We start from the raw sequence: 13,469 nt of genomic DNA, 5'->3' as shown, positions 1-13,469 counted from the left end.
TTAATTAGATATAAAGTATAATTCATTAGTTTATTGAAGTCTTACTAAGTATAATAGATTGACCGTAAAAGGCAAAATTTGCTTTTTCTTCCTCATCATCCCAGTGTCATGCTACCTGCATGACACCTGATGCGAATTGCCCCCGAAATTTTATACTATGAATTACTCAAATGACGCTCTCGAGCTTTATCAAACCAAATAACACCAATTGCAACAATGAAATAACCAGCTGCTCCTAATGTAAGGCGAATTACTGCATCGAAAGTTGACAGAGGAGGAGACGGCATTAGAATGCTCAAAACACTATACACAAGATTATTTGTTGCATGAGCAATAGTTACTGGCCAAATCGAGTTGTCTTTTTCAAACAACCAGGTAAACATTATAGACATTGCACAAATATAAAGGGTATAAGCACAAATAGTCGGGAATGTAAAGCCATCCTTCCACAAAGCTGAGCCAGCAACCACATAAGTTGGTATGTGCCATACTGACCAAATAATACCGACAATAATTGCTCTGATATAAAAATTTGATATTTTGCTTTTAAGATTTTTCAAAAGATAGCCACGCCAACCGATCTCTTCACCAAGAGACATAATGATCCACATCACAAAGGTTGATAATAAAACAAATAACATCACTAATGGACTCAAAACTGCACTCAAATCCTTTACACGGTCTAACGTAAAAGACTCTCGGAAAAATGAAAAACCGCAATAAATTGACAAAAGACCATTGGAAATTAGCATACTTACCAGAATAAGTATAAACCCTAATAGACAGTTTTTTGGCGAACTAAGTTTAAAAAGATCCCTTACCTTCTGTTTATTATAAATGGTTAGCAAAATTGCAACTGAAGCCGGAACAAATGTTGTTAATAATGTTATGTCTTTGAAAGGTAAGCACCAAGCTATAATGCACGTCAAAAAATATGTAATTACAACAAATAATGTACAATTAATAGTGGTTAAATTCATGCATACGCCCATCAATTCCTTTTCTGCATTATTGATCTTTATTCATAAATTGTCAATAAAATACTTCTTCAGGGATGAATAGAATATTTTTTCTTTTTGAATTGCTATTGATAGTTTAATTTTTATATGTATTCCCTTTCACAACCGTTTGTCATCCCAGTGTCACGTGCTGGGATGACAGTAGGAGAGCTGCTTGCATGACAAGAGGAGGGTACTGGAATGACAAGAGGAAGACACTGGGGTGACATCAACTAAACTTGTCCAAATATGAGCGATGCATTAGTGCCACCAAAACCAAACGAATTAGAAAGTGCATATTGAATTTTATGCTCCTGAGCTTTAAACGGTACAAAATTTAAATCACATCCTTCTGAAGGCTTGTGTAAATTTAAGGTTGGCGGAATAATTCCATTATTTAACGCAAGAATACTGAATATTGCTTCAACGCTCCCTGCAGCACCAAGTAAATGTCCTATAGAAGATTTAGTTGAAGAAACAGGTATTTTATAAACGTAGTCACCGAATAACTGTTTCATTGCTATTACTTCAATTTTATCTCCAAGTGGCGTTGAAGTTCCATGTGCATTGATATACCCTACTTGATTGGGATTAATTTGTGCGCTCTTTAAAGCAAGCTGCATTGCCTTAAATGCGCCTCTTCCTTCTGGATGTGGTGCTGTAATGTGGTGCGCATCTCCTGTGAGTCCGTACCCAACCAGTTCAGCATGTATTTTTGCCCCCCTTTTTTTCGCATGTTCGTATTCCTCCAGCACCAATATACCTGCTCCTTCACCCATAACAAAACCATCGCGTTCTTCATCCCATGGCCTTGAAGCTTCTTCCGGTTTATCGTTAAATTTAGTTGATAACGCCTTCATAGATGCAAAACCTGCAATTCCAACTCTACACAGTGCACTTTCTGCTCCACCTGCAATCATAACATCCGCTTCACCAAGTTTTATAGTTCTTGCTGAGTTTATGATTGCATGCGCACCTGTTGCACATGCGGTTACTGCTGAATCGTTTGGACCTGTAAATTCGTATTTAATAGAAATATGGCCAGATATCAAATTTATTAGACTTGCAGGGACAAAAAATGGACTGACACGTCTGGGCCCTTTTTCCTGCATGGTAATAACATTTTCCTGAATTGACGGAAGACCACCTATACCAGAGCCAATAGTCACACCAACACGTTCCCGATTGATATTTTGGCTTTCCAAAATTAATGAATCATCTACTGCCTGAATAGCTGCTGCAATACCGTAATGGATAAAACGATCTGTCCTTTTTGAGTCTTTCTCAGAAATATAATCTAGTGGATTGAAATGGTGCTCAATGTTGTCTGATTGCAACGGCACCTGCCCTGCAATTTTGCAAGCAAGATCAGAAGAGTCAAATCTATCCGTATTGATTGCTTTTATGCCAGACTCACTTTTTATTAGCCTTGACCAAGTGTTGTCAACATCTGCCGCTAGTGGAGTGATTAAACCAACACCAGTGACTACTACTCTTCTGCTCATTTAACACTAACTATTAGCCTTTTTTATTATTAATGTACTCAACTATTTGCTCCATAGTTTCCATTTTTTGTGCGTCTTCATCTGGAATTTCTATTCCAAACTCTTCTTCTGCTGCCATGATGATTTCAACTGCATCTAAGCTGTCTGTACCATGCTCCGAAAGCTTTGAAGAGCTGTTGAATTTCTCTACATCCTTACTAATATGCTCTAGTATAATCTTTTTCACTTTTTCTTCTATGTCTTCTCTAGTGCTCTTTGCTAGTTCGCTATTCACATTTCTTACCAAAAAAATAACCTATTCTTTGATGTTATAAAAAATTTTTATGTTTGCAATATCTTTTATAACTGGTAAACTACAGTAAAGTTTTCTACTGCCCTAGCTGGCTAGCGTTACGTGCTAAACAATTAACAATTCAAAAATGCTAGACGAAACAACAAAAAATTTGCTTATTGTAGAAGTAAATAAACTCTTACCCGAAAATAGCGAGAATAAGCTTATATCAGCTATGCGTTATATACTCCTTGCTCCTGCAAAACATATACGCTCCTTTTTAGTCGTAGCTTCATCGCGAGTGTTTAACGCGGAAGCTAAAAAAGTAATATCAGTTGCTGCAGCAATTGAATTTGTTCATGCTTACTCTCTAATTCACGATGATTTACCGTGCATGGACAACAGTGATACTCGCAGAAGCCAGCTAAGCTGCCATAAAAAATTTGATGAAGCAACAGCAGTGCTTGCCGGAGATGCACTACTTACTCTGGCTTTTGAGGTATTATCTTCGTTAAATGAGAAACGCTGTGAGATCATAAAAGTTCTTTCTCAGGCAATAGGAATTAGGGGAATGGTGGGAGGACAGGCTTTAGATATTAACAGTGAGCATATAGATTTTAGCCCCCAACCCTCTGTCATTCAAGTAGCGGACACTGGGATCCAGAAGGCTTTGCCTACAAGCATTTCGTGCAAAAAGCCATGCGATAGTGGAGCTGAACATGAAATGGATTCCAGTGTCAGCTACTTGCATGACACCCTTTCTACCTTAAAACTACAACATTCGTACGGCTGTATGTATGACGCTGGAATGACGTCGGGCCAAGCTGATAAAATAAAAGAAATTCATTTGATGAAAACCGCAAAACTATTTGCAGCTTCATGTGAAATAGGTGCTATAATAGGGGGTGCTACAGACAAGCAACGTAAAGCGTTATATAACTATGGAATAAATCTAGGGCTTATCTTTCAAGCTAAGGATGATATTGAAGACTACGAACAAGATAAAACAAATAATCTTATGTCTGTGCTTGGTAAAAGTGAAGTAGAGGACTATATAGACGGCCTCTTTAAACAAGGCTTGGATAATTTGAGTGCGCTTTCAGGGGATACTAATTATTTATATGATTTATTGAATCAAGTAAAGAAAGATGGTTAGAAAAATTATATTACAAATGCTTATTTCCGTAGTAATGATTCTCACTTTAACTTCTGCTTTTGTGTTTACTATTGTCTATATAAACAAAGGTAAACCGGAAAAAAAGGACAAGCTTTATGAGATAAATGCCACGCATGGTGGTTTGATACAGACGATAGCACATTACCTAGTGAAGCCAATACTTGAATCAGCACTTGACCGCTATATTGAAAAGCATGGGCTGACAGAATATTTAGAAGAAATAACGCAGCAAAAGGAAGAAGATTCAATAAATTTTTATGAAATTACTGAAGGCAGTGGCAGCAAGGCTTTTTGTGGCCTGGAAGTCCTATTGCAAATATATAAAATTTCTAATAATAACTCAGCAACACTCCCTAGCAAAGTTTCTGATGTTACTTTGAAAATAGGTCAAGATGACCTAAAAGAAGTGAGTTTAGGGGTAATAGGTATGAAAGAAGGCGGAGAGCGTGTAGTTACTATTGCCAATGAGAACAAAATGAATTTTAATTCTTATTACGTCAAACTGATCGAAGTAAAGGATAAATATCCCGACTCAGTAAATAATCTGATGGTTTTTAATGACTTAATTAACAAGACTGGAAAACAAGTAAGGTGCGGTGATGAGATATCGGTTAAATATAGCGTAAAGGAGCATAATGGGGAATATATAGTCAAAGATCAAACAGTGCAATTTAGGGTTGGCGATAAAAAAATACCACTTGCTATAGAGCTTGGAGTTGTGGGAATGAGAGCTGGTAATAAAAGAACTATTCTTTCTCCGCCTGACCTTTTGACTATTACTGACGATATGTTAATAAAAGACATAGATTATGATGAAGAAAATATCTCAATAATTGACTTAAGCTTAGATGTTAAGCAAGAGGTCGCAGCACACCATTCTACTGTTGAAAAACAGCCTAAAGAATATAGCTGAAATTTTAGGTCTACTGGCTAATCTTCTGAACACTCTCTATACTACTTAAAGTAGGCTTTTCGTTTTTCCTAAAGTATAAACTTAGATAAATCAAGCTGCTTCGAAATTGACTCAAGTTTATCTTTTACATACTTGCTGTCTATAATGAATTTTTCGCTATTTTTCTCAGAAGCAATGAAACTTATTTCATCTAAAAGCTTCTCCATGACAGTGTGAAGCCTTCTTGCGCCTATATTTTCCACTTGCCTATTAACTGTAAACGCTATTTCAGCTATGGTTTTTATACCATCATCAGTGAACTCAAGTGTCACATTTTCTGTTTTCATTAAAGCTATGTACTGCTTTAACAAACTAGATTCTGGTTCCTTTAATATTCTTATTAAATCCTCTTGAGTAAGTGCCTTAAGTTCTACCCTGATCGGTAATCTGCCCTGCAATTCCGGTAAGAGGTCAGATGGTTTAGACTGATGAAAAGCACCAGATGCAATAAATAATATATAGTCTGTTTTTACATGGCCATACTTAGTTGTAACAGTTGTTCCTTCAAGTAATGGTAACAGATCGCGTTGCACTCCTTCTCTGTTTACTTCACCTTTTACTTCTGTACGCGCTGCAATTTTGTCTATTTCATCCAAAAATACTATACCGTCATTACTAACAAGATCAATGGCTTCTTTGATTATCTTATCTTCATCCATTAGCCTTTCACTTTCTTCATTAATTAATATTTCACGCGCTTCTTTTACCTTCACCGTAATAGTTTTTGTTTTTTTTCTCCCGTTAAACATCTTGCCCATTATTTCTGTTACATTCATCACACCAACTTGCCCACCTGGCATGCCTGGTATATCGAAAGTAGGTAACATACTCTTGCTCTCTCTGACGTTAATAGAAACTTCTCCGTCCTCAAACTCTTTATTCCTCAACCTTTCTCTAAAAATTTTTTTACTCTCTTCGGTTGCATTTTCGCCTACCATAGAGTTTACTATTGTTTTCTCAGCTAAAATTAAAGCCTTTTTAGCTAAGGCTTTACGGGCTTTCTCTTTAACTAAAACTATTGCTGCATCAACTAAATCGCGTATTATCGAATCAACTTCACGTCCAACGTACCCTATTTCAGTAAACTTCGTTGCCTCAATTTTTATGAACGGTGCACCGGCAAGTTTTGCTAAGCGACGAGCTATTTCAGTTTTACCAACCCCTGTATGACCGATCATCAATATATTCTTAGGTATGATTTCATCACGCAATGGAAATGGAACCTGATTGCGACGCCAACGATTTCTGAGCGCAATAGCAACAGCACGCTTTGCATCATCCTGTCCGATTATGAATCTGTCCAATTCTTTAACTATCTTCTGTGGTGGCAGGTCATCTAACAAAACTTGAGTGCTGTCATTAACTTGAACATCGCTGTCATTTGAATCAAAACCACTCTTAGTATCTTTATAGAGGTTATCTTTTTCATCGTAGGTGTCACTACTACAAGACCGCCCTTCTGAAAGGGTTATGGGCTGATTGGAAAAATTGGTGCATAAAGTTTTTTGCTTGGAAGACATATCACTCCTCTATCTTTTCAATAACTACATTATGATTTGTATAAACACATATATCGCCAGCTATCTTCATAGCCTTTTTCGCAATTTCCTCTATTGATATTCCTTTAATGTCAATTAAAGCTCTTGCTGCAGATAGAGCAAAATTTCCCCCAGAGCCAATAGCTGCGACTCCATCTTCAGGTTCAAGAACATCACCTGTTCCCGTAATTACTAATGAAATAGATTTATCTGCAACGATCATCATAGCTTCTAATTTCCTCAGATATTTATCCATTCTCCAGTCTTTTGCAAGTTCAACACATGCTCTCATTAATTGCCCTGGGTGCTTGTCAAGTTTAGATTCTAATCTTTCAAAAAGAGTAAATGCGTCGGCTGTTGCCCCAGCAAATCCAGCAATTACGGAATCACCAGAAAGACGCCTAACTTTTTTTGCTCCAGATTTTATAACAGTGTGGCCCAGTGAAACTTGTCCGTCACCTATTACTACTACACTTTTATCTTTTCTAATTGATAATATAGTAGTGCCATACATTTTATTGTTATCGTGTTGAATCATTTTTCTATCACTTTAAATAAGAATCTCATTATACTTTAATCTTTAGTCAAATTTACTAAATATGTTCAACTATAGCTTATAATATAATACCTTCCTTATAACATTTAAAGTGCAGATGCAAAACATAATTCACCCAGATTTGGAAAAAAGTATAAATAATTGGTTCGAAGCAAAATTTAATGGCCTTACATCGCCATTTTATAGCTCTATAGATCTTAGAAACTCTGGCTATAAAATCGTTCCAGTAGACGCTAATTTATTTCCTGCGGGGTTCAATAACTTAAGTGAAGAATCAAGAACGATGGCAGCAAGATTGATAAAAAGCTATTTTAAAAGACATCAATACAAAAAGGTTCTTATAATACCGGAAAATTATACACGCAATAAAATGTATATAGAAAACGTATTTGTTATAGAGAAAATACTACAACTCGCAGGTTTTGAGACTAGAATTGGCCTTTTATATAATGAAGTATACAATTTAATAGAACAGTATGAAACTGTTGTGAAAGAAAACTCTCTGCTAAAGACAACTTCAGGATTTGTGCCTGATGTTATTATACTGAACCGTGATATGACGAGCCACATTCCAGACACGCTGAAAGACGTAAAGCAAGATATAGTACCAAGCCCACTATACGGTTGGCATAGCAGGCAGAAATTTAAGTATTTTGAAATCTATCAAGAATTAGCATCTGAGTTTTGTGGCAAATTTAAAATAGACCCATGGCTAATTTCTGTGCTTACAGAGAGCTGTGATGGAGTTGATTTTGATGATGATTTGTCACTAGGAGCAGTAGCAACTAAAGTTGACCAAATATTATCTCTAGTGCAAAAAAAATACGAAGAATATAAAATAAAAACACAACCTTACGTTTTTATCAAAGCAAGCAATGGCACATATGGGATGGGCATTATAACAGCAACAAGTGGAGAGGAAATATTAAACCTCAATAAAAAAAAGCGTCATAAAATGAAAAAGATAAAAGAAGGAATAGCAATCAATAGCGTTATTATACAAGAAGGTGTACCAACCATTGACATGTTTAAAAGCAGTTCTGCAGAACCGCTAATATACTATATAGGAGATACTTCAACATGTTACTTATACCGATGTAATAGCAGAAAAGATGTATATTCTAGCTTGAATGCCACTGACTGTGAGTTTCATGATGTTAGCCAGGTTGTAGAAGGTAAAATTCTATCACTTTGGAGTATTGTTAGCAAATTAGCAGTACTAGCGTTGGCAGTAGAAATAAAATCTTTTCATCCCTAATTCTTATACCTCTACAGTGCTGTCATTAGAATGACCGTTTATATTATGAACATCATCAAGTTCAGTGGAAGGATCATCATTGACAGGTTGATTAAACAACTTATCAAGTTGAACTGCAAGAAATACTGCACTATATATTATGCTGACTGTTACGCTTAAGTTGAAATTATAGATTATACCACTACCCAAGTTTATTGGTATAGTTGGAGTTTCTATCCTTCTTAATATGAAGTTTAATAAACCTAACGACAAAGTTAATGTGCTGATAATAAGGTCCTTCTTACACTTAGCAGACTTTTCAGGATCCTTATTATCCAGATATTTCTTGCATGTATAATAATAGCTTATAGGTTCTGAAATGAACAAAAATAGGATCGTTGATGTTGAACTAATATAACTTGTTACATCTGCATTACCTCTAGCCAAAAAATGGATGACTTTCAACATCATCAATGCTTCTATGGTGCTGCTTGCAAGATTAGCCGATTTACCCACAATTTTTGCCAGCTCTTTTTTACTCTCAGGGTTTCTGTAATCCTTAATTAGATCCTGTAGAGTAAATGCAGAATGGGCAATGTATAGAATAGATGTCGGAAACTTTACTAGTCGAGCAACATTCCGTATAAGAAAGATATTGGATCTATTATTGTCAATGAACTCGCAGCAAAATTGCAGTGAAATCTTACACAATAGGGCTGTTAAACCTGTTGTGATGCAGATTACCTTCCTGAAATCATGATCATAAATATCATGCACCCTTTGTGCGAGTATGTTAGATTTCTTTTTTAGCTTGTTTGGCATGAAATAGTTAATAACTTCCTGTTATTCTATCACATAAAATCCTAAAAGAAAAGCCCTATGAATCAGGACTTTAAGGGAGATTTATGCACAAATCGGCTAAGCATTTTATAAACAAGGGATCGGTACTGAGAGTTGGCACACGAAAGTAATATCCATCCTTGATAATTGCTTTATATTCTATATCAAGTTCAACTAGAGTTTCTGAATGCTCAGAAACAAAAGATATAGGTGATAGAACTACAGGTACACCATCAGCTTTTGCGCGTAATAGCTCACTTTCAGTGCTTGGCTCTAGCCATTTTACAGGACCAATCTTACTCTGATAACATATTGACCAATCTAAGTTATTGATAGCTAACTTTTCTACTATTAACTCTACGCTTCTTTCTACCTGTGAAGCGTAAGGGTCGCCCTTTTTAATGATACTAAGAGGTAAGCTATGGGCTGAAAATAGGACTCTTGGTTTACCGATTTTTCTAGCCAATTTATAGTACTTAGCTATCAGATTAGTGTGAGCTTCAATAAAATCTTGGTTATCATAATAACGGTGAATCATTTTTGTATTGCATTTTAGGCCATACCGTTTAGCATTTTTTTGCCAATTCTCGATGGATGACAGAGTTGTGGTAGTTGAATATTGTGGATACAGTGGCAGCAGAATTACTTCGTCAGGATCAAACTGTTTTACACTTTCAATAACTTCGTCAGCAAATGGACGCCAATAGCGCATGCAGATGAATACCTTGTGTACATGGTTTCTATTTTCGTTTAATTTTAGTTCTGAAGCATTAGCTTGCATTTTTGTATTCTCTAGAATTGGCGATTTACCTCCAATTTCCTCGTATATTTTTCGTGCAGTATTTTCTCGTTTCGCAGATATAAACTTTGCTAAAAGAAACCGAAAGGGATTCGGTAGATTGATTATTCTCCTGTCATAAAAAAGGTTGAATAAAAAAGGACGGACCGCATTTAGTGAATCAGGCCCGCCAAGATTAAATAAGATAACTGCCTTTTTCACCTACGCACTACTACAACAAGTTACTTCTGGGGTGCCTATAAAATTAGCTACACACTCATCAAATTTAGTTATAGGCACTAAATTTCTTACACTGGCATACAATAAGTGGCCTGATCTCTTCAGGTTACTCTTGGTGGATGTGAAGTTCCAATCGAAAAATGTATCGACAAAAAGACTTGGTACCGTTTCAAGAAGTTCAACAGCAGCTAAAGATAGCATTATACAACTTTGCAGGACATTCAGAAGAACCTTGAGGGGAAAAAGTAAAACTTTAACGAAAAGAGAGGTGCTACTTGTTTCATCCAGTAGTCGCCCTGAGTTAGGCGAATTATACTCGGTGTGTTTTCTATTTTGATCAAAGATAGGAAATTTTATAGTATCTTTCTTAAATTCCGCGTCTATTTCTTTTCTACTATGGTTAGTGATTTTTTCCATTAACTTCTCACGCAGATGAAAAGTTCTGACAATAAAACATGTGGCAATCATTAAGGAAGCACATAAAAGTGCGCATTGCATGAGGCTCATACTGCCTAGCATAGCTGGCAGTGCAAAACAAACAAGCGGTGCTATGATTGTCATTTCAAGAAATGGAATAGTGTTTCTTTTCATTGCAAAGGCAGCACCTTCTTTTAATTTTGTATTATGATGTGAACTATATTCCAAATAACTTAAAAATGCCAGACTAAAAGTCAAAAACCCTTTTGTTCCACAAAAAAGTGATGACTTAAAGTTACTTACTAATTTTTTAGTAGTAGATTTAGCTTGTTTTTTAGTGGTAGGCTCAGCTTGTTTAGTAGTGTTATTTTTACAACATTCACCCATACAATACCTCCTTGATGGTTTATTCTTAACTATAAATAAAAAACTGCTTTTATCAAATCAAAATTTACAATAAAATAAATCTATAAATATACTATTTTATATAAGGAAATAATATGGCAATTGAGAGAACACTTTCGATATTAAAACCTGATGCAGTAAAAAATAATATTACAGGCAATATAAATTCCTACATCGAACAATCTGGGCTGAAAATCACAGCACAAAAAATGATGTTACTAACAAAAAAACAAGCAGAGCTGTTTTATGAAATTCATAAAGATAGGCCTTTTTTTGGGGAATTAGTAGAGTTTATGACCTCTGGTTCTGTGGTAGTTCAAGTTTTAGTTGGTGAAAATGCAGTAAGTAAATACAGACAAATCATGGGAGCTACCGATCCAAAGCAGGCAGATAAAGGCACAATCAGGGGTGATTTTGCTGATGATATTAGTGAAAATAGAGTTCACGGCTCAGATAGTCTAGAAAATGCTCGTAAGGAGATAGCTTTCTTTTTTGCTGAATGTGAGTTGGTGTAGTCAACTCAGATTGGCGTCATCCAAGTAGCTGACAACATAGAAACGAAAAAACTTCCTTGACAAACCTCGCCAGCCCCCTTATCATGAAACTGAAGCTATTGTATTTGCTTTCGCCAATCTGCAGATTAAAAGGTAAGGATTACTTAATGTATCGGCGTCTTATGTTCAATTTTTTGCAGTATATAGATACTGCATGTCTTTACAAAACTTCATCTACATCTAGATTTTTATCTAAATAAGCTGAACGCGCTTATAAAGCGTTACAAGACATCAAAAAATGCCAATACTCGACAGAGATAGTAAAAGACTAGCTAACTCGGGGATTCTTTGTCTTTTTTTCTGCTTAGTAAATTTCTTAAACATTTGCAGCGTAAGTTAGTTGCAATTAAAAGCGGCTGAATCTCGCTTGTCAAGCGTTTAAAACATAAAAAACGCCAATATTTTAAAGCGGATAATAACCCCAGGGCTTCTTTTGCCTTTTTTTTCATTTGGTAAATTTCTTAATATTTATAGCTAAAGTAATTTAAAAGTCCGTGAAGGGTGTCATGCCAGTGCTTGACACTGGCATCCAGTTTTCCATATAATCTCATCAAAAATGTTTATTTTCTAGCTACTTTTATACTTATCAACCCAGTATGCTTACTTACAATTAAAATTTCTGGATCCCAGTGTCTGGGCACTGGGATGACAGCTAGCCTGACAACCGTCATCCCGCTACGTGTTAGCGGCTAAGAGATACCGCGAATGAATCGCGGTATGACGGTTCGCGGCAGTATGACGTAGAGCTCACGTTAGCTATACTTTTATGCTTACAAACTTAATAAAATTCCTGGATCCCAGTGGGCTTTGTTGCATCGCTACTTATGAAAGGCTAACTATAATTAGGATTATAAGCAACTTATTGAAAATCTTGTTTTTTTTGCAATCAATCTGATCAAATTTAAGAATAGTAACTTGTTATTTATATTAATAAATTTAATTCTATTGAAAATAGCTAAAGCATTGAAATTCTTGAATTTTAGCCGGATTAGTGAGTGGTAGTGAAATTTCTTTTACTCAAAATTAGGTATTCACTGACCGTTCTTGTTATAAATACCAGAATAATAAGCTACTGATATTCTCCACCTTTTTTATCTTTAATCCATCATAGCTAGCGATGCAACAAAGCCATCCCAGTGTCTGGGCACTGGGATGACAAAAAAGGAGGCACTAGGATGACAAAGGAGAGCTACTCGGATGATACCTTTTTTCTACTTAGTTTGGATTATGCAAGAAGTCTATTATAATCAGGCTTTAAGTGTGCGGAAGTAATTTTTTGCGTTAGAGTAAAAAATTTTTTCTATAGCTAATCAAAGTGGGATCAAGAGAAACTTACCACTTTCTTTACAAAGGGTTTGATGTTACCATTTGACTGCCTATTCTGAATTTATTGAATGAACGTTAACATAAAGAATCTAGTTCATGCTTTCTCTAAATTGCCAAGTTTAGGGCCATCATCATCACGCAGGTTAGTTATACATTTACTCCAAAACAAAGAAAAAGTTATGCTACCACTTGCATCTTTGATTAAAGAGCTAGCAGATCTTATAATAGAGTGTGAAGTTTGCGGAAATCTAGATACTAAGTCACCTTGTTCTATTTGTACTAACCCAAAACGTGACACTAAGTTACTGTGTGTAGTAGAAGAATTAGGTGATCTATGGGCGTTTGAAAAAGGAAATATATATTCAGGTTTATACCATGTTTTGGGTGGCAGATTGTCTGCAATAAATGGCATAGGTCCAAAAGAACTCAACCTTGACACTATTCTGAAAAGAGTGACAGAGTCTAAAATTGAAGAGATAATTATCGCAATTAATCCGACATTAGAGGGCCAAGTTACTGCACAATATATAATTGAATTGCTAAAAAATTTGGATGTGAAAATATCACGCCTTGCTTGCGGCATACCAATGGGCGGAGAAATTGACTATCTTGATGAAGGAACGCTGAGGATAGCACTTACTTCAAGACAAGAATATGAGTTAAATATAAAATAAG

14 protein-coding genes are annotated in these 13,469 nt (G+C 35.7%); 5 read left to right on the top strand and 9 right to left on the bottom strand.

Features of this window, described 5'->3' with window-relative positions; translation table 11 throughout:
* Positions 1-155 precede the first annotated feature (155 nt).
* The 4 genes from ACQH2O_RS00780 to acpP all read right to left on the bottom strand — a co-directional run bounded on the left by ACQH2O_RS00780 (position 156) and on the right by acpP (position 2,777).
* Positions 156-980 (bottom strand): CPBP family intramembrane glutamic endopeptidase, encoded by an 825-nt coding sequence (locus ACQH2O_RS00780; RefSeq protein ID WP_022626149.1) that lies wholly within the window; start codon positions 978-980, stop codon positions 156-158.
* Between the two features lie 122 nt (positions 981-1,102).
* Positions 1,103-1,228, bottom strand: coding sequence for a hypothetical protein (locus ACQH2O_RS00775; RefSeq protein ID WP_255322260.1), 126 nt, complete (start codon positions 1,226-1,228; stop codon positions 1,103-1,105).
* 3 nt (positions 1,229-1,231) lie between these two features.
* A complete protein-coding gene (gene fabF, locus ACQH2O_RS00770) occupies positions 1,232-2,503 on the bottom strand; it encodes a beta-ketoacyl-ACP synthase II (protein ID WP_010082030.1) in 1,272 nt (423 codons plus the stop codon).
* A 13-nt stretch (positions 2,504-2,516) separates the two neighbouring features.
* On the bottom strand, positions 2,517-2,777 hold the full coding sequence (gene acpP / locus ACQH2O_RS00765) for an acyl carrier protein (protein ID WP_006279836.1): 261 nt from the start codon (positions 2,775-2,777) through the stop codon (positions 2,517-2,519).
* A gap of 145 nt (positions 2,778-2,922) precedes the next feature.
* Here acpP and ACQH2O_RS00760 point away from each other — a divergent pair, with 145 nt between their 5' ends.
* Both ACQH2O_RS00760 and ACQH2O_RS00755 read left to right on the top strand, forming a co-directional pair.
* Positions 2,923-3,930 (top strand): polyprenyl synthetase family protein, encoded by a 1,008-nt coding sequence (locus ACQH2O_RS00760; RefSeq protein WP_010082029.1) that lies wholly within the window; start codon positions 2,923-2,925, stop codon positions 3,928-3,930.
* A complete protein-coding gene (locus tag ACQH2O_RS00755; protein WP_010963087.1) occupies positions 3,923-4,864 on the top strand; it encodes an FKBP-type peptidyl-prolyl cis-trans isomerase in 942 nt (313 codons plus the stop codon). The genes ACQH2O_RS00760 and ACQH2O_RS00755 overlap by 8 nt, the downstream gene beginning before the upstream one ends.
* 68 nt (positions 4,865-4,932) lie before the next feature.
* On the opposite strand, the gene hslU is transcribed toward ACQH2O_RS00755, so the two are convergent.
* Both hslU and hslV read right to left on the bottom strand, forming a co-directional pair.
* On the bottom strand, positions 4,933-6,423 hold the full coding sequence (gene hslU / locus ACQH2O_RS00750; RefSeq protein WP_425385203.1) for an ATP-dependent protease ATPase subunit HslU: 1,491 nt from the start codon (positions 6,421-6,423) through the stop codon (positions 4,933-4,935).
* Between the two features lies 1 nt (position 6,424).
* Entirely contained in the window at positions 6,425-6,979 is a 555-nt protein-coding gene (hslV, locus tag ACQH2O_RS00745) for an ATP-dependent protease subunit HslV (RefSeq protein ID WP_006280198.1), read from the bottom strand.
* Between the two features lie 115 nt (positions 6,980-7,094).
* Here hslV and gshA point away from each other — a divergent pair, with 115 nt between their 5' ends.
* On the top strand, positions 7,095-8,255 hold the full coding sequence (gene gshA / locus ACQH2O_RS00740) for a glutamate--cysteine ligase (RefSeq protein ID WP_010963085.1): 1,161 nt from the start codon (positions 7,095-7,097) through the stop codon (positions 8,253-8,255).
* Between the two features lie 3 nt (positions 8,256-8,258).
* On the opposite strand, the gene ACQH2O_RS00735 is transcribed toward gshA, so the two are convergent.
* The 3 genes from ACQH2O_RS00735 to ACQH2O_RS00725 form a co-directional block, all read right to left on the bottom strand.
* Positions 8,259-9,056 carry a hypothetical protein gene (locus tag ACQH2O_RS00735; protein ID WP_208571599.1) on the bottom strand — a complete coding sequence of 266 codons (798 nt, stop codon included), beginning with the start codon at positions 9,054-9,056 and terminating at the stop codon, positions 8,259-8,261.
* 70 nt (positions 9,057-9,126) lie between these two features.
* Positions 9,127-10,074: a ferrochelatase gene (gene hemH / locus ACQH2O_RS00730; RefSeq protein WP_010082099.1), complete on the bottom strand. Its 948-nt coding sequence runs from the start codon at positions 10,072-10,074 to the stop codon at positions 9,127-9,129.
* Positions 10,075-10,896 carry a hypothetical protein gene (locus tag ACQH2O_RS00725; RefSeq protein ID WP_182282735.1) on the bottom strand — a complete coding sequence of 274 codons (822 nt, stop codon included), beginning with the start codon at positions 10,894-10,896 and terminating at the stop codon, positions 10,075-10,077.
* A gap of 113 nt (positions 10,897-11,009) precedes the next feature.
* Between ACQH2O_RS00725 and ndk the strand changes: the two genes are divergently transcribed.
* Both ndk and recR read left to right on the top strand, forming a co-directional pair.
* Positions 11,010-11,429 (top strand): nucleoside-diphosphate kinase, encoded by a 420-nt coding sequence (gene ndk, locus ACQH2O_RS00720; protein WP_010082097.1) that lies wholly within the window; start codon positions 11,010-11,012, stop codon positions 11,427-11,429.
* A gap of 1,433 nt (positions 11,430-12,862) precedes the next feature.
* On the top strand, positions 12,863-13,468 hold the full coding sequence (recR, locus tag ACQH2O_RS00715; RefSeq protein WP_010963080.1) for a recombination mediator RecR: 606 nt from the start codon (positions 12,863-12,865) through the stop codon (positions 13,466-13,468).
* Position 13,469: the final 1 nt, after the last annotated feature.

This window comes from Wolbachia endosymbiont (group B) of Schoenobius gigantella (genome assembly GCF_964031005.1).
Lineage (GTDB): Bacteria > Pseudomonadota > Alphaproteobacteria > Rickettsiales > Anaplasmataceae > Wolbachia > Wolbachia pipientis.
Note: the sequence above shows the minus strand (reverse complement) of the source record. Positions and strands in the feature narration are given on the sequence as shown.